The 23,535-nt window shown below is 38.0% G+C and carries 17 protein-coding genes; 10 read left to right on the plus strand and 7 right to left on the minus strand.

Annotation, left to right across the window (positions count from 1 at the left end; translation table 11 throughout):
• Positions 1–25: 25 nt before the first annotated feature.
• Entirely contained in the window at positions 26–2,776 is a 2,751-nt protein-coding gene (locus M030_RS0108010; protein ID WP_027373031.1) for a TonB-dependent receptor plug domain-containing protein, read from the plus strand.
• A gap of 73 nt (positions 2,777–2,849) precedes the next feature.
• Here M030_RS0108010 and M030_RS0108015 read toward each other — a convergent pair whose 3' ends face one another.
• Positions 2,850–5,117: an aconitate hydratase gene (locus tag M030_RS0108015; protein ID WP_027373032.1), complete on the minus strand. Its 2,268-nt coding sequence runs from the start codon at positions 5,115–5,117 to the stop codon at positions 2,850–2,852.
• A 314-nt stretch (positions 5,118–5,431) separates the two neighbouring features.
• Positions 5,432–8,212, minus strand: a complete 2,781-nt coding sequence (locus M030_RS0108020; protein WP_027373033.1) for a bifunctional aconitate hydratase 2/2-methylisocitrate dehydratase — start codon at positions 8,210–8,212, stop codon at positions 5,432–5,434.
• 315 nt (positions 8,213–8,527) lie between these two features.
• On the opposite strand from M030_RS0108020, the gene M030_RS0108025 reads away from it, so the two are divergent.
• The 8 genes from M030_RS0108025 to M030_RS0108060 all read left to right on the plus strand — a co-directional run bounded on the left by M030_RS0108025 (position 8,528) and on the right by M030_RS0108060 (position 17,952).
• Positions 8,528–9,298 carry a WG repeat-containing protein gene (locus tag M030_RS0108025; protein ID WP_027373034.1) on the plus strand — a complete coding sequence of 257 codons (771 nt, stop codon included), beginning with the start codon at positions 8,528–8,530 and terminating at the stop codon, positions 9,296–9,298.
• 220 nt (positions 9,299–9,518) lie between these two features.
• Entirely contained in the window at positions 9,519–11,654 is a 2,136-nt protein-coding gene (locus M030_RS0108030; protein ID WP_027373035.1) for a TonB-dependent receptor, read from the plus strand.
• 173 nt (positions 11,655–11,827) lie between these two features.
• A complete protein-coding gene (locus M030_RS0108035) occupies positions 11,828–12,580 on the plus strand; it encodes a hypothetical protein (RefSeq protein WP_027373036.1) in 753 nt (250 codons plus the stop codon).
• Positions 12,568–13,119 (plus strand): acyl-CoA thioesterase, encoded by a 552-nt coding sequence (locus M030_RS0108040; protein ID WP_027373037.1) that lies wholly within the window; start codon positions 12,568–12,570, stop codon positions 13,117–13,119. Before M030_RS0108035 ends, M030_RS0108040 begins: the two co-directional genes overlap by 13 nt.
• A gap of 146 nt (positions 13,120–13,265) precedes the next feature.
• Positions 13,266–14,195, plus strand: a complete 930-nt coding sequence (locus M030_RS0108045; protein WP_027373038.1) for a 2-hydroxyacid dehydrogenase — start codon at positions 13,266–13,268, stop codon at positions 14,193–14,195.
• 228 nt (positions 14,196–14,423) lie between these two features.
• The gene (locus tag M030_RS0108050) at positions 14,424–15,686 is read left to right on the plus strand and encodes a serine hydrolase domain-containing protein (protein WP_027373039.1); all 1,263 of its coding nucleotides are present in this window, start codon (positions 14,424–14,426) and stop codon (positions 15,684–15,686) included.
• A gap of 25 nt (positions 15,687–15,711) precedes the next feature.
• Positions 15,712–17,490 carry an Ig-like domain-containing protein gene (locus tag M030_RS0108055; RefSeq protein ID WP_027373040.1) on the plus strand — a complete coding sequence of 593 codons (1,779 nt, stop codon included), beginning with the start codon at positions 15,712–15,714 and terminating at the stop codon, positions 17,488–17,490.
• A 3-nt stretch (positions 17,491–17,493) separates the two neighbouring features.
• On the plus strand, positions 17,494–17,952 hold the full coding sequence (locus M030_RS0108060; RefSeq protein ID WP_027373041.1) for a heme-binding domain-containing protein: 459 nt from the start codon (positions 17,494–17,496) through the stop codon (positions 17,950–17,952).
• Between the two features lie 173 nt (positions 17,953–18,125).
• On the opposite strand, the gene M030_RS0108065 is transcribed toward M030_RS0108060, so the two are convergent.
• From M030_RS0108065 to M030_RS0108085, 5 genes are all read right to left on the minus strand, one after another.
• Positions 18,126–18,638, minus strand: coding sequence for an NUDIX hydrolase (locus M030_RS0108065; RefSeq protein ID WP_027373042.1), 513 nt, complete (start codon positions 18,636–18,638; stop codon positions 18,126–18,128).
• A 3-nt stretch (positions 18,639–18,641) separates the two neighbouring features.
• Entirely contained in the window at positions 18,642–19,556 is a 915-nt protein-coding gene (gene xerD, locus M030_RS0108070) for a site-specific tyrosine recombinase XerD (RefSeq protein WP_027373043.1), read from the minus strand.
• Positions 19,557–19,562: 6 nt separating this feature from the next.
• Positions 19,563–19,985: a deoxycytidylate deaminase gene (locus M030_RS0108075; protein WP_027373044.1), complete on the minus strand. Its 423-nt coding sequence runs from the start codon at positions 19,983–19,985 to the stop codon at positions 19,563–19,565.
• A gap of 50 nt (positions 19,986–20,035) precedes the next feature.
• The gene (locus M030_RS0108080) at positions 20,036–20,803 is read right to left on the minus strand and encodes an enoyl-CoA hydratase-related protein (RefSeq protein ID WP_027373045.1); all 768 of its coding nucleotides are present in this window, start codon (positions 20,801–20,803) and stop codon (positions 20,036–20,038) included.
• 105 nt (positions 20,804–20,908) lie between these two features.
• Positions 20,909–22,396: a catalase gene (locus M030_RS0108085; protein WP_027373046.1), complete on the minus strand. Its 1,488-nt coding sequence runs from the start codon at positions 22,394–22,396 to the stop codon at positions 20,909–20,911.
• 131 nt (positions 22,397–22,527) lie between these two features.
• Here M030_RS0108085 and M030_RS0108090 point away from each other — a divergent pair, with 131 nt between their 5' ends.
• Positions 22,528–23,478 (plus strand): LysR substrate-binding domain-containing protein, encoded by a 951-nt coding sequence (locus M030_RS0108090; RefSeq protein WP_027373047.1) that lies wholly within the window; start codon positions 22,528–22,530, stop codon positions 23,476–23,478.
• Positions 23,479–23,535: the final 57 nt, after the last annotated feature.

Raw genomic sequence — 23,535 nt, forward strand, 5'->3', positions numbered from 1 at the left:
TCATTAATAAATAATATAAAAACACATGCATAACTTTACAAAAAGAAGTATCATCACTTCTGCAACATTTATTTCGACATTCTATTTTGCGCAATCACAATCAGATACCATTTCTTCTAAAAAGATTGATGATATTGTCATACTTGGATCAAGAGGATCCGGAAGATCATTAACTGAGACACCGGTTCCTGTAGACATTATTAACATTTCAAAAATTTTAAAACAAAGTCCTGTTAACAATATCAGTCAGGCTTTAAATTATATTGTCCCTTCATTTTCGTCCACATCACATACAGTAAATGACGGAACAGATTTTGTTGATCCTGCCCTGTTAAGAGGACTCGGTCCGGATCAGGTTTTGGTTTTGCTCAATAGTAAAAGGCGTTATCAGTCATCACTGATTAATGTAACTCTAACTCCGGGGAGAGGTTCGGTGGGAACTGACCTTAATGCCATTCCTGCTTTTGCATTGGATAAAATTGAGGTGTTAAGAGACGGAGCTTCAGCTCAATATGGTTCTGATGCTATTGCGGGAGTTGTGAACCTGGATCTGAAAAGAAGATTAGGCCTTTCCGGTCAGGTCTTTTTGGGAGGATACGCTTCATCAGTTGCTAAAAATTTTTCCGGTGGTGTTGACGGACAAACAATTTCTGTGGATCTTAACTATGGGATTAAAATTGGAAAATCTGGATTTTTTAATATTACAACATCTGCACAATACCGTGATCCTTATTCCAGAGCCGGAGTGAGAGAAGGTGATATTTTTAATGCATACAATGCTGTTAATTACAGAGCTTTGCAGGATGGAGTAGATATTGACGGATTATATAAAAATATTACCAATACCTCCAATACCCAGCAGATCATTAATACGATTAAACAATATGCGACAAAAGTTAATTATTTTTCACAGGATTTCCAATCTCAGATTTCCGGTGCCAATACTATTTCCAGTCTGCAAGGGTTGTTGAATAAAGATTTTACAAATCAGGAACTTGCGTACAGAGGGCTTGAAAGAAAAGATTTCAGCCTTAGAGCAGGGCAGTCCAAATTACAGTCTGCCCAGCTTTTTTTCAACTCAGAGGTACCATTGAATGATGACTGGAAAATATATTCTTTCGGAGGATACAGCTACAGATTGGGAAATGCAGGCGGCTTTTACAGGCTTCCTAATAATGAAAGGAATATCAATGCAATAACTCCTAACGGATATTTGCCGCAGATTGAAGCAACTGTGAATGATTATTCTCTTGCTGCCGGAGTCAAAGGAAAATGGAATGGATGGAACGTTGACTTAAGTAATACGTTCGGAAAAAATGCTTTTAAATTTGGTGTTGTCAATACCTTCAATGCATCTCTTACAGATCGTTCACCAAGAAATTTTGACGCCGGTGGCTCCGAATTTTCCCAGAATACCCTTAACCTGGATTTTTCAAGAAAATATGATGTTTTAGAAGGTTTAAATGTGGCATTTGGAGGAGAATACAGGCATGAAAACTATAAAGTGAATCAGGGAAAGGAGAATTCATATGCTTCCTATGATATTTTTGGGAATCTTGTGACGGCCGGGACTCCTGAAAATGAAAAAGTAACAGATTTTTTTGGAAATATAAGGCCGGCAGGAGCACAGGTTTTTCCTGGTTTTAGTCCTGATAATGCTGTTTCAGGAAATAGAAACAGTATCGCTGCCTATGCTGATCTTGAGCTTGAAGTAACGAAAGGATGGTTGGTAGAAGGTGCTTTGCGTTACGAAAATTATTCTGATTTTGGTTCTACCTTTAATTATAAATTGGCAACAAACGTGAAACTGGCACCTAATCTTAACTGGAGAGGAGCTATTTCTACAGGGTTCAGGGCTCCGTCATTAGCTCAGATTTACTATAGCTCTACATCTACATTAATCCAACAGGGAAAAACAACACAGGTAGGAACCTTTAGAAATAACTCAGACGCTGCCCAGGCGCTCGGTATTCCGAAATTAAAACAGGAAACATCAAAATCTTTCAGTACGGGAATTACCTTTAAAGTTCCTGGAATCAATTTAGTGTTTACCGCTGATGCATATCTTATTAAAATTAAAGATAGAGTGGTGCTTACTGATTTGTTTTTCCGGCCTTCAGGAACCTTTACACCCGGGTCTGACCAGGCTGTTCTTCAGAGCGCCTTTGACCTGGCAAGGGCAAGTGCTGCGAATTTCTTTGCTAATGCTGTAGATTCGGAAACGAAAGGTTTGGACATTACAATCTCTCAGACTTCTAAAATCTCATCCGGAATTTCATTGGAAAATAACTTAGGACTGAATTTTAATAAAACCAAAAGAGTAGGAGAGATTCATGCTTCTCCAAAATTAGTAAGTCAAATTGATAATTACTTTTCAGAGCCTAACAGAATCTACTTTGAAGAAGCTGTTCCCCGGGTGAAAGCTACCCTTTCCAATAATCTGAAGATAGCCGGGCTGAATATTCTACTCAGAAATTCCTTCTTTGGTAAAGTAACTGATGCCGACGTTATTGATGCCAATTTTGATGGAGTAACAGGGAGCAGAGAGCATTTTGTATTGAATAACCGCCTGATTACCGATCTATCAGTTGGATATGACTTTACTAAAAATATTTCAGCAACAATAGGAAGTAATAATATATTCAATATACTCCCTTCAAAGAGTCCCAATATAAGTTCTTTAACTGCTGATAATCAGTTTGTCTACTCCAGACAGGTATCACAATATGGTATTGGAGGAAGATTTGTTTTTGCAAGAATAGAGTTTAAATTCTAAAATACTATTATAAATAAAAAGACGGCTTCAAGAGAAGCCGTCTTTTGTCATTAATCGATCTAACAATTAATTTTTATTTTTCCTGTTGCTTAATCAGGTTCAGGGCAGAACCAGCTTTGAACCAATCAATTTGCTGATCGTTGTAAGTATGGTTGGCCATGATAATATTTTTAGTTCCGTCTTTGTGAACGAATTCTAAAGTCAATTGTTTTCCCGGAGCAAACTGGTCAAGATCTAAGAAATTAACCGTGTCATCTTCCTGGATTTTGTCATAATCTGCTTCATTGGCAAAAGTAATTCCCAACATTCCTTGTTTTTTAAGGTTTGTTTCGTGAATTCTTGCAAATGATTTTACCAATACAGCTTTTACCCCAAGGTGCCTTGGTTCCATAGCTGCATGTTCTCTTGAAGAACCTTCCCCGTAGTTTTGATCTCCTACTACAATGGTTGGGATCCCTGCAGCTTTATAAGCTCTTTGTACAGCCGGAACTTCACCGTACTCACCGGTTAATTCATTTTTAACCTTATTTGTTTCCATGTTGTAAGCATTAACAGCTCCGATCAACATGTTGTTTGAAATATTATCAAGGTGACCTCTGTATTTCAACCAAGGTCCCGCCATAGAAATGTGGTCAGTAGTACATTTACCGAAAGCTTTGATCAACACCTTAGCCCCGGTAATATTTTTACCATCCCAAGCCGGGAATTCTTCTAACAACTGAAGTCGGTCTGAAGTCGGACTTACATTCACCACAACATTAGAACCGTCTGCAGATGGTGCCTGATATCCGTTGTCATCTACGGCAAAACCTTTAGCAGGAAGTTCATAACCTTTAGGTTCGTCCAGCTTTACCTGCTCGCCGGCTTCATTGGTAAGTGTATCTGAAATCGGGTTGAAATCTAATCTTCCTGAAATTGCTACAGCAGCTACCATTTCCGGTGAGGCAACAAAAGCGTGGGTATTTGGGTTACCATCAGCTCTTTTTGCGAAGTTTCTGTTGAAAGAGTGGATAATAGAGTTTTTCTCTCCTTTTTCAGCACCTTCTCTGTCCCATTGTCCGATACATGGACCGCACGCATTGGTAAAGATTCTTGCGTTTTCAAATTTTCTGAATGAATTCAGGAACCCGTCTCTTTCCGCAGTAAATTTCACCTGCTCAGAACCTGGATTGATTCCTAAGATGGCTTTCGGTTTTACTCCTTTTGCTACAGCATCTTCTACGATAGAAGCAGCTCGTGATAAATCTTCATAAGAAGAGTTGGTACAAGACCCGATAAGAGCCCATTCAACTTCCAGCGGCCATCCGTTTGCCTCAGCTTTCGCCTTGAATTCAGAAACAGGTGTTGCCAGGTCCGGAGTGAAAGGTCCGTTCAGGTGCGGAGTCAACTCGGAAAGGTTGATTTCAATTAACTGATCGAAATATTTTTCCGGATTGGCATATACTTCAGCATCACCTGTTAAGTGCTCTGCAATTTTATCAGCTGCATCTACAACATCCTGTCTTCCGGTTGCAGATAAATATCTTCTCATTGAGTCATCGTATCCGAAAGTCGAAGTGGTAGCTCCGATTTCAGCACCCATGTTACAGATGGTACCTTTACCTGTTGCAGAAAGAGATTCCGCACCTTCTCCAAAGTACTCTACGATACATCCTGTACCTCCTTTTACGGTAAGAATTCCTGCTACTTTTAGAATTACATCTTTAGCAGAAGTCCATCCGCTCATTTTACCGGTTAATTTAACCCCGATAAGCTTGGGCATTTTAAGTTCCCATGCCATTCCGGCCATTACATCTACTGCATCAGCACCACCTACACCGATGGCGACCATTCCAAGTCCTCCGGCATTTACCGTATGCGAGTCCGTACCGATCATCATTCCTCCGGGGAAAGCGTAGTTTTCCAATACCACCTGGTGAATGATACCAGCTCCCGGTTTCCAGAATCCGATTCCGTATTTATCACATACAGAACTTAAGAAGTTGAATACCTCTGAGTTTTTGTTGATACCTTCCTGCAAATCTTTATCAGCTCCCACTTTTGCCTGGATCAGGTGGTCTGCGTGAGCGGTTGAAGGAACGGCTACTTTGGCTTTTCCTGCCTGCATAAACTGTAAAAGTGCCATCTGTGCAGTGGCATCCTGCATGGCTACTCTGTCCGGTGCAAAATCTACATAAGAGTTTCCTCTTTCATATTCCTGTGTAGCATTTCCTTCCCAAAGGTGGGTGTAAAGGATTTTTTCTGAAAGGGTAAGAGGTTTTCCAACAATTTGTCTTGCCGCAGCAATTCTTTCAGGGTAACGCTCGTACACCTTTTTGATCATATCAATATCAAAAGTCATATCTAATTGTAATTTTTATTTCTTTTTCATTACTTCTCTTCCCTGTTTAGGATAGAAAAGACGTTTTATTTATATCAAAAAACGTTCCTATAATCCTTAAACAGGGATAATTATGATCATAAAACCGACTGATTTTATCACTTTCAATTTAAGAAAAAATAGAATTTATTTTCTTGATTTATCACAAAAAAAATGGTATGTCCCTTAAAATAGAAACGTTCTAAACAAAAAAATGAAAGATTTTAGCTTCCGAAGAAGTAAAATCTTTCATTTAAAATATTCAAAAGTCTTTCGACTTATAGGGTAAGCTCTGTTTAGTGAGCGTGTGTGCTAGTCAATTCTTTGATAGAAGGTACAAACGTAGTAAGGTCAATACCTTCAACTGCTGCTTTGTACTCCTCAATACTTGGAATTCTACCAATGATTGCAGATAAAACAACAACCGGAGTAGAGGCCAGTAAAGATTCACCTTTTTTACGTTCAGAATCTTCAACGACTCTTCCCTGGAATAAACGGGTAGAAGTTGCCAATACCGTATCTCCTTTTGCTGCCTTTTCCTGGTTACCCATACAAAGGTTACATCCCGGACGCTCAAGATACATTACATTTTCGTATTCCGTACGGGCTTCTCCCTTCGGAGCATTATCATTGAATTCAAATCCTGAGTATTTTTCTAATAATTCCCAGTCTCCTTCAGCTTTTAACTCATCAATGATGTTGTACGTAGGTGCTGCTACCACAAGTGGAGCATTGAATTCTACTTTTCCTTGCTGCTTTTCAAGGTTTCTCAACATTTGAGAAACGATCTTAAGGTCTCCTTTGTGAACCATACAAGATCCAACGAACCCAAGATCTACTTTTTTCTCACCTCCATAATACGAAAGGTCTCTGATGGTATCGTGAGTATATCTTTTAGAAACATCGTCGTTGTTTACATCCGGGTCCGCAATCATCGGTTCAACGATTACATCAAGGTCTACCACTACTTCAGCATAATATTTAGCATTAGAATCCGGAGTAAGAGCTGGTTTTTCACCGGATCTTATTTCTTCAATTCTCTTGTTTGCTTTGTCAATTAATCCCTGAAGAACCTTATTGTGGTTGTCCATTCCTTTATCGATCATGATCTGGATTCTTCCTTTTGCGATTTCCAGTGATTCGATCAAGGTATTATCTTCAGAAATGTTGATAGAAGCTTTAGCCTTCATTTCAGCAGTCCAGTCTGTAAAGGTAAAGGCCTGGTCAGCAGGAAGTGTTCCGATGTGAACTTCAATGATTCTTCCCTGGAATACGTTCTCCCCTCCGAATTGCTTCAGCATCTGAGCCTGAGTCGCATGAACCACATCACGGAAATCCATGTGAGGCTTCATTTCACCTTTGAAAGTTACTTTTACAGATTCAGGAATTGGCATGGATGCTTCTCCGGTAGCCAATGCAAGGGCAACGGTTCCTGAGTCAGCTCCAAAGGCTACTCCTTTAGACATTCTTGTGTGCGAGTCACCACCAATGATGATCGCCCACTCGTCTACGGTAATATCGTTAAGAACTTTGTGAATTACGTCTGTCATGGCGTGATATTCACCTTTCGGGTCACGGGCAGTGATCAAGCCGAAATCGTTCATGAATTTCATCAGCTTAGGTATGTTGGCCTGAGCTTTTTTGTCCCATACTGAAGCAGTGTGACAACCGGATTGGTAAGCACCGTCAACGATTGGAGAAATTACAGTGGCAGCCATAGATTCAAGCTCCTGAGAGGTCATAAGACCTGTCGTATCCTGAGAACCTACGATATTCACTTTTACACGAACGTCTGATCCTGCATGTAGTACCTTACCTGGTGTAGAACCCACGGCATTTCTGTTGAATATTTTTTCAACAGCCGTTAGTCCTTGTCCTTCATTAGAAATTTCTTTTGACGGAGCAAAAACCTGAGGAGCTTCTACTCCTAAAAGGTCAGCAGCAAATGTCTGAAGTTTTTTACCAAATACAATTGCATAAGATCCGCCAGCTTTAATGAATTCCATTTTCTGTGGCGTGAAAGATCTGGAAATATCAATTAATTCCTGATCGCCATTGTATAATTTTTTTGTTTTTGTATTGATTGTTAAAACAGTTCCTGTAGCTACAGAATACGCTTCTTCAAGAACTACCTCACCATTTTCATTACGAACAACGTTTCCGTTTTCATCAACTTTTTTAACCCAGTTTTTAAGGTCAATTCCGATACCACCTGTAACATCTACCGTGGTTAGGAAAATTGGAGAGATACCGTTGGTACCTCCTACTATCGGAGCAAAATTCACGAATGGTACATATGGGCTTGCTTGTTTTCCTGTCCAGAGAGCAACGTTATTTACTCCTGACATTCTTGAAGAACCCACTCCCATTGTTCCTTTTTCAGCAATAAGCATTACGCTCGCATCAGGATGCTGAGCTTGTAAAGCTTTGATCTCTTCCTGTGCCTGAGGCGTGATCATACATTTTCCGTGAAGTTCACGGTCTGATCTGGAGTGCGCCTGGTTTCCCGGAGAAAGTAAATCTGTTGAAATATCTCCCTCACCTGCAATATAAGTAACCACTTTGATTTCTTCAGCCACTTCAGGAAGTTTGGTGAAGAATTCAGCTTTTGCGTAGCTTTCGATAATCTGCTGAGCGATTTCGTTACCATTGTTGAAGGCTTCCTTCAAACGGTTGGTGTCCGCTTCATAAAGGAAAACCTGTGTTTTAAGGACTTCAGCCGCTTCTTTAGCAATGGCCGGATCGTTTCCTAAGGCAAGATCCAACAATACTTCGATAGAAGGCCCCCCTTTCATGTGGGATAATAATTCAAAGGCAAAAGCCGGAGATATTTCTTCTACTACGGATTCACCGAGAATGATTTCTTTTAAAAATTTAGCTTTAACTCCTGCAGCGCTTGTTGTTCCCGGCAGAGTGTTGTAGATGAAAAATTTAAGAGAATCCGATCGATCTGCATTACCTGAATCTTTAATTTGTGCGATGATCTCGCTTAATAATTCAGCACCATCAATTGGCTTTGGATGAAGCCCCTGGTCTTTTCTTTCTTCAATCTCTTTGATGTAATCCTTATAATTCATAATAGAAGTCTTTCACTTTTAAGGCAGATGTAAACAACAGGTATCACTCTGTTATTGCTCCTTTGCCGGTTGGTATAAAATACAATTTAAATAACATTTTGAGTTTCCGTACTTTGATACGTTGATTGAACCGGGTTAAAGGCAGTATGATCTACGTCTTTTTTTAAAAGTTTTTAAAATTTATTAAACAATTCAAAATGTTCCCAAAAATACGAAATTTTACTATTTTATAAAGATGAAATTATTTAGATTCTTTATAAATATGAATTTGATATTTTCTATTTTTGGCCGTAATTTTGCATGCAAATGGTGAATATGAAAAATATCCTGAATGTTTTGTGTATTTTTATTTCGGTTTTCGTTTTCTCGCAGACCAAATCTGTGAAGAAAATAACAGTGAAAAATACGCCTAAAACCAGTATTAAAAAAGGCAATTTAATAACGAAGCCTAATCCTGATCTCGTACTGATCCATAAAGATCTTCCGGTTTTAATTCCGAAAAAGAAAGACGGAAAATTTGGCTATGTCAATCAAAACGGGAAATTCATCATTCAGCCTGAGTATCATATCGCCGTGTTCTTTTTTGAAGATTGTAATCTTTTAAACTCTCCCAATGAGAAAGTTCGAAAGTTCGGAACAAGTGATTATGCTACGGTGGAAAAAGATATGATTTCCTATCGTATTGATCAATCCGGAAAAAGAGTGTATCAGTTTAAAGACTCAGACTTCGGGAAATGTAAATTTGAAGAGTATAAGCAACAATTGTTTCAGGCCTATGTTTTGAACGGCTTTTACGGAGTCATTGAAAAGTCAAAATTTTTTAATGAAGCAGATTACAGACAATACCAGATTTATCCGCAATATCAATATTTATACATCATGGAAGGAGATGATGTGTCAGACCCGATGATTGTAGCTTCCAACAATGATAAATTTGGAGTGATTGATGTGAATAACAAGATTATCATTCCTTTTGAATACTCCAATATTAAAAGAAATTTCAGCTGGAAACTGGGACGAATGTTTGAAGTAACCAAAGACGGAAAAAATTATTATTATATCGATGCACGTAATAAAACATACTAGATAAAGTAAGCGATGGCTGCATACCAAGATTAATGATGGTATTGCGCATAATTTTTTGTACTTTTGCAGCTGAAATAAAGGGGTGCTTTAACAGGCTGAGATGATACCCAATGAACCTGGAACAGGTAATGCTGTTTAGGGACACATCGACGACGGTGAGTCGAATTGTATAATATCTTATCGATCCCCTTTTATTCATTAAATGTCAAAGATTTATAGAATGAAAGGTTTATTTTTTTTAGGGCTTAGTGTAGGCTCTGTAGCTTTTATCCAGGCTCAAAACAAAGATTCTCTGAAAGTCAGAGAAATTGAAGCGGTCAACTTTACCAAAAGGCTTCCTGTTGCTAAGGAAATCATCAATGTTCAGAAAGATTTAGACGGTAAAAACATGGGACAGGATCTTCCTATCCTTTTGAAAAACCAAACTTCGGTTATTTCTACATCTGATGCCGGAAACGGAGTAGGATACACGGGGATCAGAATTCGTGGGGTAGCCGGAAGAGGAGTAAATGTCATGATGAATGGAGTGCCGTTCAATGATGCTGAAAGCCAGGGGGCTTTTTTCGTAAATGTGCCGGACTTAACGAGTTCCGCATCTCAGATTGTTATCCAGAGGGGAGTGGGAACTTCCAATAACGGAGTTTCTTCTTTTGGAGCCAGCATTAATGTGATTTCAAAGGATCCGGAGGATAAATTTTATTTTAAAACAGACGACAGCTACGGATCGTTCAATACCTATAAATATTCTGCAGAAGTTGGAACAGGAAAATTCTGGAAAAACAGGCTCTCTATCATGGGTAGATACTCTCATATTCACTCCGACGGGTATATTGACAGAGCTTCTACCAATCTTCATTCCTACAATTTCACGGCCTTATTTGAAGAAGGAAACACGAGATTACGGTTAATGGCTTTCGGCGGAAAAGAAAGAACTTATCAGGCATGGAACGGAATCAGCAGAAAAACATGGGAAACGGATCCTACTTACAATTCTGCCGGAGAATATACTGATCTTTTTACCGGAGAAAAGAAATTTTATGATGGTGAAACTGACAACTACCGCCAGAATCATTACCAGTTTCTTTGGGAACAAAAGTTCAATGACACATGGAATTTGGAAACTACTTTACACTATACGAGGGGAAAAGGCTATTATGAAAACTATACCAGGGTAGATGAAACTGATGAAGATGCAACGCACTATTCTAATTATAATCTGACTGTTCCGATCGTAAACGGCGCTCCTGTAGAGAAAACTGACTTTATCAGAAAAAAATGGCTGGATAATCATTTCTATGGTTTAGTTTCTACATTATACGGAAAGTTTGAAAATCTGGATCTTAATTTCGGAATAGTAGCCAACCAGTATTACGGGAAACATTTTGGCAATGTAACCGGAGTGTATTTTCCACAGATTGATGAGTATGAATATTACAGGGGACGTTCGGTAAAAACTGAAGTGGCCGGGTTTGCTAAGGCTTTGGTAAGGGTAAGTGATTTTGAATTCTTTGGAGATCTGCAGCTTAGAAGAATTAATTACGATACAAAGATCATCCTGGACGGTGACGGGGAAGGAGGAAATATCAATAAAAACTGGTTGTTTTTCAATCCTAAAGCAGGAGTAAATTATAAAATCGGAAACGGAAAAATATTTTTATCCTATGCTCACGCACACCGTGAACCCAACAGGGATGATCTGACTGCAGATAATACCGTAAAAGCTGAAAAGCTCCATGATTTTGAAGCGGGAATGGAAAAACAGTTTGGTTTCCTATCGGTAACGGCCAACCTGTATTATATGTACTATGTCAATCAGTTGGTACTCAACGGGCAACTGAATAATGTGGGAGCATTTATCAGAACAAATTCAGGAAAGAGCTACAGAAGAGGAATAGAAATAGGATTACTCGCCAAACTATCTAAACAATGGGAGGTTTCAGGAAATTTAAGTTTAAGCCAGAACAGAAACCTTGATTTTAATATGAAGAATAAGAAAGAGGTTAAAAATCTGGGAAATACACAGATTTCATTTTCTCCGGATGTCGTTGCCAACCTGGGACTAACCTTCAAAGCTGCCAAGAACTTCCAGCTGGCTTTAATGAACCAGTATGTCGGAAAACAGTATCTTGATAATACGGAGAATCAAAACGTACAGCTTAAAGATTATATCCTGACCGATTTTAATGCACAATACCAGTTTAAAATTGCTCATAATGATGTGACCCTGAAATTACTGGTGAACAATCTGTTCAATAAAAAATATGTAAACAACGGAGCTGTTTATGGTGGTGAGCCCTATTATTTTGCACAGGCCGGAACCAATTTTATGTTTGGCATCAGCTGGAAAATTCAATAGGTTCATACCAGAACGCATAAAGAAATTGACAAATTTGCCTTCAAAGAGATTGAGGATAATGAATGGGAACCCCATTTTACTGTAGAATAATCAAAAGACTGTTTCGGCAGTCTTTTTTTATATCAGATGAAATGTCTTCAAAAGTCGTGAAAAAGTTATAAATTTGCCAGCAAATGAATATTTCAGCATATATTTTAGAATATTTGAAACAATATGGAACTGCCACGGTTCCAGGCTTTGGAGTGTTTTCTCTGAAAAATTCTAAGGCGATTATCAATTCTGAAAACGGAAGCATCCTGCCTCCCGCAAGTGAGATCAAATTTGCAATTGATTATGAAGTAAAGGCTGATGAACTGGCTTCTTTTATTGCCACTCAAAAGCAGATGTCTCTCGAAGCTTCAAAAAGCGATCTGAAAATCCAGACTGACTTTTGGAAGAAAAAACTTCAGGCAGAGCAGGTTCTTGAAATTCAGAACCTTGGTACAATCTTTACAGAAGAGGGGCATACTCATTTTAAGGGAAACCGTGTAGAAGCAGGTCATCCTGATTTTTACGGATTGGAAGAAATCCGCTTTTCAGATATCAATAATGGCGAAAAAGTAAAAACCTCAGAAAAACGGGAGAAGGATTACAAATTCAATAAATCCATTCTGTGGATTTTCTTATTAATTATTCCTGTTTTAGGTATTCTCTACCTGATGTTTACTCAACAGGAACTTATTTTTGGGAAAAAATCTTTTAATAAAGTTTCAGTACAAACGTCTACGCACAGAATTGTAAAAGATACCGTTAAAGTATTGGTGCATACACCAGGAACTCCTGTTTCTGATTCACTGAAGAAAGATTCATTAATACAACCCGCCGTAAAAGGATCGAAAACGGTTCCGGCTGCCCGAAACAACACTAAGAATAAATGGCAAAAATAAAAAAAGCGTCAGAATCTCTGACTATTATGACTAATATCGTTCTTCCGAACGAAACCAACTCTTTAAGAAATCTTTTTGGCGGTGAGCTCTTAGCAAAAATGGATCGATGTGCATCTATTTCTGCTGCAAGACACTGCGAAAGAAGAGTTGTAACTGCTTCTGTAAACCACGTTTCTTTCAATCATCCGATTCCCGAGGGTGGTGTAGTGGTTTTGGAATCAAAAGTTTCAAGAGCATTTTCAACGTCTATGGAAGTATATGTTGATGTATGGTCAGATGACCCGATTAATCAGAAAAAAATTCACACCAATTCAGGGATCTATACCTTCGTTGCGGTAGATGAATTCAATCGTCCTATCCCCATCCCTGAAATGATCCCGGAGACTGAAGAGGAAAAAGAAAGATATGCGGCAGCTTTCCGCAGAAAAGAGCTTTCTTTGATCCTTTCCGGAAGAATGAAACCATTGGAGTCTGTAGAACTTAAGAAATTATTCCAGGAACCGACAGAAACTCAAACTTCTAAAAAAGATAAAAAATAAAAATATAAATGCTTTTAATGCCGGACTTCCAAATTAAAAGCATTTTTATTTTTTAATCATATTATAAAAAACACGGCCCTCTTTATCTCAAAACAGAATGGTGGTGTTATTTGTGAAACCATTAGTGTCATTTGTTTTTAAATACTATGAAAGTACTTCTTTTAGATAAAAATCATCCCCTTATCACCGAGCAGCTTTTAGCAAAGAACTTTATTTTAGAAGAGGATTTTACTTCTTCGTACGAGGAGGTTTGTGATAAAATCAAAAATTATGACGGTATTATCATCAGAAGCCGTATTCCTTTGGATAAAAAATTTCTGGAAAACGGGAAAAATTTGAAATTTATTGCCAGAGTAGGTGCCGGGATGGAAAATATTGATATTCCTGTAGCCGAAGAATTGGGAATTCAGCTGATCAACTCTCCGGAAGGAAACAGGGATTCCGTAGCTGAACATGTTGTGGGAATGCTGTTGGTGATCATGAACAGGCTGTTTATTGCCTCCCAGGAAGTAAAAAAAGGAATTTGGAAGCGGGAGGAAAACAGAGGCGACGAACTGCTTGGAAAAACGGTTGGCCTGATCGGATATGGAAATATGGGGAAAGCCACGGCCAAGAGACTTTCAGGATTCGGATGCAAAGTTATTTTTCACGATATTCTTCCGGGACTTGCCGACGAATTCGCAACACAGGTTAGCCTGGAAGAGCTCAAGCAGTCTGCGGAGATTTTGAGTTTACATATTCCTCTTACACAGGAAACAAATGGTCTTATTGATGAGGAATTTATTGCAGAAATGAAAAATGACTTTTATTTTGTCAATACGGCCAGAGGAAAGAACGTAACAACAAAAGATCTTGTGAAAGGCTTAAAGTCAGGAAAAGTAAAAGGAGCATGCTTAGATGTCCTGGAGTATGAAAAGTCATCCTTCGAAAATCTGGAAACAGAAAATGAAGATTTAAAATACCTTCTGGAATCAGAAAAAGCTATTGTGACTCCCCATATTGCAGGCTGGACACACCAGAGTAAAGAAAAGCTGGCGCAGTTTATTGTCGATAAGATAGTTGCTTCGTACTGTTAAGCAGAAAGAACTGAAAATATTTAATATAAAACAAAAGAAGGCTAATGTCGGTAACGCAAAATTATTGATATTAGCCTTCTTTTTCGGTCTGAGAAGCTCTGACACCCTGTTTTCCCTTACTTAGAATTCTGTTTTTCCCTCTATTTGTGTTAAATAATTCATAATATTCCCTCCATATTTATTATTTATTTTTGAGTTTTATTAAATTGCCGCTCATTTTTGAATCTCATGAAGACGTGTAACTTTGTACTCCTTGTAACTGTTTTTTTATCCCTATTTTCCTGTAAAAACAAATCCGAAGCTAAAGAAGCATCGGTTGAAAATACAACTAACTTACCCAACTACGGAAACGTTGATTTAAATACAGTCTTTACCAAGGCTGACGGTCTTCTTTCCAATAAACAATTTTTAGTGGGGTATATTGACCAGTATTATAAAAAAGTGTGGGAAGGGAGTGATTTGAGCGGAGGTGTGCTGGTAGCTAAAGGAGACGAGATTCTATATGAAAATTACAGAGGTTTCGGAAGACAGGGCAACCAGATGCCCATCGATAAAAATACACCTCTGCATGTTGCTTCTGTCTCTAAAACGTTGACAGCAATGGCAATGATGAAACTGGTAGAAGCAGGAAAAATAAAACTTTCTGATCCTCTTACTCAGTATTTTCCGGGATTTCCTTATCCTAACGTAACTGTTCAGACCTTATTAGACCAAAGAAGTGGTCTTCCGAAATACGAATATTTTATCACCAAGATACAGCCCGCCCCGGCAGAGCTTTCCAAGCAGTTTCTTACCAATCAGGATATTTTGAATATGATCATCAAATACAAACCTGATTTGGCAAGAGATACAGATACAGGATTTATGTACTGTAATACCAACTTTGCAATGTTGGCATTGCTGATAGAAAAAATAACGAAAACACCTTTTCCTCAGGCTATGCAGGAGATGGTCTTTACACCGTTGAAAATGAAGAATACCTATATCTTCCAGGAAAAGGATATTCCAACCGCTTCGCAGTCTTTTTATTACGGCGGTAACAAATTGTATCCTCTAGATCGATTGGATCTGATTTATGGTGATAAAAATGTGTACACAACACCAAGAGATTTGTACAATTTCTCAAAAGCAATGTTTTCAAAGGATTTCTTAAAGCCCGATCTTATGCAAATGGTATTCACACCGTACAGCAACGAAAAGGCAGGAATGAATAATTATGGACTTGGTTTCAGAATGAAAATATTCGAAAACGGTGAGAAACTTACTTATCACAACGGATGGTGGCATGGGACGAATTCCGTGTTTGCCCATCTTTTAAAATCTAAAGTAACCATTATCGCGATCGGAAATAAGTATTCAAACAAAGTATACACTGCGTTGGCACTATCCGGATTATTTGAAGATTTCCCTTTACAGAAAGATAAACTTCAGACCGTTATGAATGACAGCAAAGATACTTTGAACTCCGGACACGAAGTTTTTGGAGAATAATGTTTATTTTTGCTCAAACATTTTCATGAGAAGGTTTCTTTTATTATTAGTTATCTGTTTTCTTGTACATTCATGTGCAAGGGTGGGATCTCCTGTAGGTGGGCCTAAAGATACTTTAGCTCCCAGATTTTTAAGCTCAAATATTGATACGACAAGGATCAATGTAAAAAGAGATATCCACGAACTTCGTCTCGATTTTGATGAATATGTGACCTTGAAAGATATCAATAAAAACCTGATCATCTCCCCACCTATTAAAAACATTAAAAGAATACTTCCGTCGAATATCGCCAATAAATTTGTCCTGATCCAGTGGGCAGATACTTTGCAAGCGAATACTACTTATAATTTTAACTTCGGAAATTCTATTGTAGATAACAACGAATCTAACATTTTACGCTATTTCAACTTTGCTTTCTCCACCGGAGACAAATTGGATGATTTGTATGTGAGTGGTGAGGTGAAAGATGCGATGGAAATAAAGAAAAAAACCGGTACTAATGAGAATAAATTGGTTGTAGGATTATATCAGGTAAAAGATACCATGAACTACAAACAAAAACCTTATTATATCACGAAAGTTGATGAGGACGGATATTATGAGCTGAATTATCTTTCACCCGGAAAATATAGAATTATAGCTTTTGATGACGAAAACGGAAATTCCATTTACGATCCCGGAAAAGAAAAAATCGGATTTAAAAAAGAAGCTATAGATATCGAAAAATCGATATCCGGACTGAATTTAAGTGTTTACCCGTCCAGAAAGCCTGTAAAATATGCAGAAATGAAAGAAATTGCAGGAGGAGTTCTGATGACATTCGAAGGTCATCCCGATGAGGTAAAAGTACAGTCTGCTACGGATAAACTTAAAGACTTAAAAGTTACTCACCGTCCAAAGTCAGATTCTGTAAGAATCTGGTTTGATGCCGTGAAAGATAATATAGGGCAGGAGACCGCTGAAAAGCTTATGTTTACCCATAATCTTGGCCCGAAAAAAGATAGTCTGTACACCGTTTCTTTATTTTATAAATACAATAAGAAAAATGCGATGGATATCAACAGTGATAATGGCGGCGGTTCATTAGCCCCAAAATCTGACTTTAGAATTCTGTCTAACTATATTGTTGATAAAATTGATCCTTCGAAATGGGTACTGAAAAGTGATAGCTTAACCACTCAGGAATTTACAGCGAAGATTTCCGAAACCAATCCTTATCTGATAGAGGTTAAATCAGATTTTGTCAATGGAAAGAAATACCAGCTTACTGTTCCAAAGGAAACCGTGTCATCTTTTTATGCTAAGAACGCACAATCAAAACGTTTTGATTTCGATGTTGAGAAAATTGATCAGTTCGGAAGTCTTGAATTTGCGCTTACCAATGCACCGGCTTCCAGCTATTGGATTCAGCTGTTGGATTCTTCAGAAAAAGTTGCGTACCAGAAATATATAAAGGGAGATAAGGTAAAATTTGATATCCTTAAACCCGGCGAATATTTTGTAAGAATATTAGTTGACAATAATGAAAACAAATATTGGGACAATGCTGATTTTGCCAGTGAAACATTTGCTGAAGATGCATATGTTTTCTATAAAAAAGCCATTGTCAGAGGGTTATGGGAAACAAGGGAAGACTGGGATCTGAAAGACACAAGGACATTGGATAATCCGAAAGGAACGACGCCTCCGCCAGCCACTGAAAACCCTGTTCCGCCTACGGCTACCGACGAGAAAGAAACCGTAAAACAAGAAGTAAAAAAAGAATTAAAATCCAATAGCGCGATTTTGACTCCAGCAAAATAAATAATGAAGACGGCAAAAAAAATATTCTTCTGGACTTTGGTCGCTTTTGCGCTGATTCAGTTTGTACCCATCGACAGGGTGAATCAACCTGTGGATTCTAGAGTGAATTTTGTAGAAACAAAAGCTGCTCCGGAAAAAGTAAGAGCATTGCTCAAAAATGCATGCTATGACTGTCATTCGAATGAAACAGTATATCCTAAATATGCCTACATAGCGCCCATTTCCTGGTCTGTCAAAAGCCATGTGAACGATGGGCGCCAGCACCTTAATTTCTCTGTTTGGGATACTTATAACAAGGAGCTTAAAGAAAATATGCTGGATAGGTCTGTTGAGGCCCTTAAGCACAAAACAATGCCGCTGCCCGGATATATTGTTTATCACAAAGAGGCCAATCTTTCGGAAGCTGAAAGAACTTTACTTATTCAGTATTTTGAAGAAATGCTGAAATCCAAAACCTATTAATTACAATATATTTCCCACAGAGTACACGAATTGCACAGATGCGTTTTGTATAACATTCTGCAATAACTTGTGTATTCAACATAAAAAACTCGCAGATTTTACAGAATAAGCAGTTGGAAATTACCAATGATCTGCTGCATTTGCAAAATCTGCGAGAGTATATTGAGAAAAAATTATTTCTTAATGTAGACCTCAAAAAACTTCTTTTGAGAATCGAAAGCAATATCCTCAAGGTTCAGTTCCCTGAGAGGAACCCATACCGCTTCTGAAATCTCTGAAATTTCGAGGTTTACCTCAAACTTTTCCGAAACATTATATTCATAAAAGAGATCAATAGTATTGTAATCAATTTCTTTGTATTGATAAATGTTAGGAAGGCTGGTAAGGTATTTCAGTTTTGAAATATCGATATCAAGCTGAAGCTCCTCAAAAAGCTCTCTTTTACACGTTTCTTCGGCACTTTCTTTAGGGTCTACAAATCCTCCGGCCAGATCCAGTTTTCCTTTTTTTGGGTCTCTATTCCTTCTGGTAAGGTAGATTTCTTCGCCACATCTGATGACCACGGCCACAGCACCTGCTACATTATTATAAAGTGTAAAACCGCATTCGGGACAGCTCCATTTCTTTTCTCCATCCCAATGCAGAGATTCTTTGCCACAGCTTGGGCAATATTTCAATAATTTCATAGGTTATTGAGTAACGTTAATATTTCTCGGGTGATAACTCAAAATAACATCTCTCAATTCTTCAGTCTTCAGGTGGGTGTAGATTTCCGTAGTCGTGATACTGGAGTGTCCCAGCATTTCCTGTATATAACGCAAATCAGCTCCATTTTGCAATAAATGGGTTGCAAACGAATGCCTGAATGTATGGGGAGATATCTTCTTGTTGACCCCTGCCTTATCTGTAAGTTCCTTGATAATAAGGAATACGATCACTCTGGACATGGAAGTTCCACGGCTGTTCAAAAATAAAGTGTCTTCGTATTTTTTATTGATTTTACCTTTTGATCTTACCTCTTTGATATAACTTTCAAGCATTTCTGCAGTATAATCAGCCAAAGGAACGAAACGGGTCTTGTTTCCTTTTCCATGGATTTTAATATACTGTTCTTTAAAGTTGATGTTTGATATTTTCAAATCAATCAGTTCAGAAACACGGAGTCCGCAGCCATACAATACCTCAATGATGCAATGGTTTCTCTTACCAAGATCAGTATTGACTTCAATAGCAGCAATAATTCTGTTGATATCAGGTAGGCTTAAAGTATCAGGTAGATACAATCCCAATTTCGGGCCTTCAAGTAACGCTGCCGGATTGTCTTCACGAAATTCATCTTCGAGCAGAAATTTGAAAAAGGCTTTTATGGAAGATATCCATCTTGCCTGAGATCTTTCACTGAATTTCTGTTTAGAAAGATTGAAAATGTACTCCTGCAGGTTTTCATAACCAATAGTATCTGGGCCGACGTTTGCCAGATCTTCTTCTGCGTAATCTTTTAGTTTTTTAATATCCCGAACATAAGCGTCGAGAGTATTGTCTGAAAAATTTCTTTCGAAACGAAGAAATATTTCAAAATCTTTGATCTTTTCATCCCAAGTCATTTGTGCTTATTTTTTTAGTTCACAGTCCGATATTTGTTCTATTTCAATATTATGGCCTCTCAGGAACGATATCCCATCGTCATCCGAATACTCATTGATATACACCAGTCTTGTAATACCTGCCTGCAGGATCAGCTTGCTACATTCTTTGCAAGGTGACAGCGTCAGATATAACGTTGCTCCTTTTGCAGATTGAGTAGAAGCAGCCAGCTTTAAAATAGCATTAGCTTCTGCATGCAATACATACCAGTGTGTTTTTCCCTCTTCATCTTCACAGCAGTTTTCGAATCCCGAAGGAGTTCCGTTGTAACCATCTGAAATAATCATCCTATCTTTTACGATAAGAGCCCCTACCTGTTTTCTCTTACAGTAGGAGAGTTTTGCCCATTCCTGGGCCATTTTTAGATAAGCCTTGTCAAACTTATTCATACCGCAGCATCAGTTTTTTCGAAATAATTTGGATTAAAAGTTTTGAAAGTTTAGAAGTTCGGCTTTCTTTTCTCTAGGAAAGCTGTGACTCCTTCTTTCTTATCGTTCATTTCAAAAAGTTCTCCGAAATATTTGATTTCAGTTTCAAAACCTTTATCCGTGTCCGATAGATTCACGGCGTTTATCGCCTTGGATATTGCCATTGGTGAATTGTAGGCAATAATGTTCGCTAATTCTTTCGTTTTGGTTAATAATTCTTCAATAGGGTATACTTCATTGACCAATCCGATCTCTTTTGCTTTTTGGGCAGTGATCATTTTGGCTGAGAAGATCATTTCGTTGGCAATACCTTTTCCTACAAGCTTCGGTAGCCTCTGAGTTCCTCCATATCCGGGGATCAATCCCAGGGTAACTTCAGGAAGCCCCAATCTGGCGTTTTCCGATGCATATCTGATGTGGCATGCCATGGCAAGCTCTAAACCTCCTCCCAGTGCAAAACCGTTTACGGCTGCAATGACAGGTTTGGGCATGTTTTCTATTTTGTTGAACAAAGTGTTTTGTCCGTTTCTAGCCAATTCTTCAGCTCTTTCCTGTCCGAAATCACTGAATTCTTTGATATCAGCACCTGCTACAAAAGATTTTTCTCCACTTCCTGTAAGGATAATTACTCTACATGAACTGTCTGAAGAAAGCTCATCAAGAGCGGTACTGATCTCCTGAATTGTTTTTGCATTTAATGCATTTAAACTTTCAGGTCTATTTATGGTAATGATAGATAATTTATCTTCCTTTTTTAATAATATATTTTCGTAACTCATTTTTCCACTTTAAAATATCATCCTTTGCAAATTATGAATTTTTTACAAAAAAAAGGAAAAAATATTATTTTTTTTTCCTTTTTTTTATTTTATTGTTCAATCTGATTATTTAGAGTGATTCATCATATTTGCATCAATATTGACGTTTAGTTGAGAAGCCACTTTCATGCCAAGCTCAATGTTGGCGCGGAAAAAATGACATAATTGTCTGTTGATAATCTCATCTTTTTTAGGTCCCGTGATACCTTTCATGCTTCCGATAATATTTTTAACAAGATGATCCCTGTCTTCTGCACTCATTGCCTTTGTATATAATAATCCCGGTTGCGTATAATGATCACTGTCATTATCGTTTCTGTTGTAGTTGGCAACATGGGCACTGTCTAACTCATATTCGTAATTTTTGTAAGATACGTCTGCCTCTGTATCATCAAAACTATTTGGGAAATAATTCGGTTTGTCCTGATAATGGCTTGAATCTGCCATAAACCCGTCTCTCTGGTAATTATTGACGGCAAAAGGACATCTGTTTACTTCAAGCTGATGGGCATTCACACCAACTCTGTATCGGTGAGCATCCGGATAAGAGAACAGCCTTCCCTGAAGCATTTTATCCGGTGAAAAGCTGATTCCGTTAATAAGATTGCTTGGTGAGAAGGTAGATTGTTCTACGTGCGCAAAGTAATTTACAGGAACTTCATTAAGTTCCATTTCCCCTACTTCAATCAGTGGGAAATCATCGTGGAACCATACTTTGGTCACGTCAAAAGGATTCCATCTGAAATCTTTTGCCTGCTCCTCGGTCATTACCTGGATATACATTGTCCATTTTGGAAAATCTCCGTTTTCAATAGCATTACAAAGATCTTCCTGTGCGAAGTCAGGATTCTCTCCTGCCATTTTTACGGCATCTTCATCCGTAAAGTTTTTTACACCCTGTTTCGTTTTGAAATGGAATTTTACCCATACCCTTTCGTTTTTATCATTGATCATCGAGAAAGTATGAGATCCGAAACCGTGCATATGTCTGTAGCCATGTGGAGTTCCTCTGTCTGACATTAAAATAAGTACCTGATGAAGAGATTCGGGATTTAAGCTCCAGAAATCCCACATCATGGTGGCACTTTTTAAGTTAGTTTTGGGTACTCTTTTTTGAGTATGGATAAAGTCCGGGAATTTTTTCGCGTCTTTAATAAAGAAGACTGGCGTATTGTTTCCAACCAGATCCCAGTTTCCGTCTTCGGTATAAAATTTTAAAGCAAAACCTCTTGGGTCTCTCGCCGTATCCGCACTTCCTTTTTCTCCTCCCACTGTAGAAAATCTCGCAAACATTCTGCATGAGTTTCCTACTTTTGAGAATAATTTTGCCTTGGTATATTGGCTGATATCATGCGTTACGGTAAATGTTCCGTACGCTCCGCTTCCTTTCGCGTGCACAATTCTTTCAGGTATTCTTTCCCTAACGAAATGGGCTAGGTTCTCCTGAAGAACAAAGTCTTGCAGCAATACCGGGCCTCTTGGACCTACCGTCTGGGAATCCTGATGTTCAAAATAAGGTGCGCCGCTACTTAACGTTAATTTTTTAGAATCCATATAATTGATGATTTGAATAATTGTTTCTTCTTTTTAATATAAGTGTAAAGGTAGTGATTATCAAATTTACTTGAATTTTTAATTGCTTATAGCAAAAACATTATATCTTTGTAATAGATAATATTAATCAGATGAACATTCAGCAACTGGAATATCTTATCGCTGTTGATAAGTATAAACATTTTGGTAAAGCAGCTCAGGCATGCTTCATTACTCAGCCTACTTTAAGTGCCATGATACAGAAATTTGAGGACGAACTGGATGTGAAGGTTTTCGACAGAACGACACACCCTATCCGCACCACAGATGTAGGTTTGCAGATCATTGATCAGGCCAAGGTGATCATAGAGTCTGTCAATGAGCTGAAAAATAAAGCCAACCTTTTGAATAACATTTTAGGAGGAACGATTAATTTGGGTATTATCCCTACCGTTTCCTCTTTTATTCTGCCGACTGAGATCTTTAAGTTCCTTGAACAAAATCCGAAGATCCAGATGAATGTAAAAGAAATGACGACAGATAATATTATTAAAGCACTAAAAGCAGGAGAGCTGGATGCCGGTATTATCTCAACGCCATATGATACGGCTGATGAATTTTACCAGGATTTCCTTTTCAATGAGGAATTGATGATCTATAGCTCTAATACAGAAGCTAATAAAAAGAATTCTTACATCATTCCGGAAGAGCTTAATGTAGAAAAAGTATGGTTGCTTGAAGAAGGAAATTGCCTGAGAAATCAATTTGAAAATATCTGTCATCTGAAAGAAAATACCTTAAAGCCTAAGAATCTTGATTTCCTGGCTTCCAATATTCAGACTTTGGTGCATATGGTTGATAAAGTAGGAGGAATCAGTATTCTGCCTGAACTGGCATTGAGCCAGCTTTCCGAAGAGCAGAAAAAGAATGTTTTCAGATTCAAGAAGCCTTTCCCTTACAGAGAGATCAGTATTATTTATTATAAGCCGACATTTAAACAGAAAATCATTGATGAATTGTCACATTCTATCAAAAATTCTCTGGAGCTTAAACTGAATTATCATGTAAGCCCAAAAGAATTTGTCAGCATAAAGCCTCAGTAATCGCAAGGCTTTAAAGTGAGATAAATCATTAATTTAAAGAAAATTATAATTAATAAA

It is taken from the genome of Chryseobacterium sp. UNC8MFCol (assembly GCF_000482305.1).
Classification (GTDB): domain Bacteria; phylum Bacteroidota; class Bacteroidia; order Flavobacteriales; family Weeksellaceae; genus Chryseobacterium; species Chryseobacterium indologenes.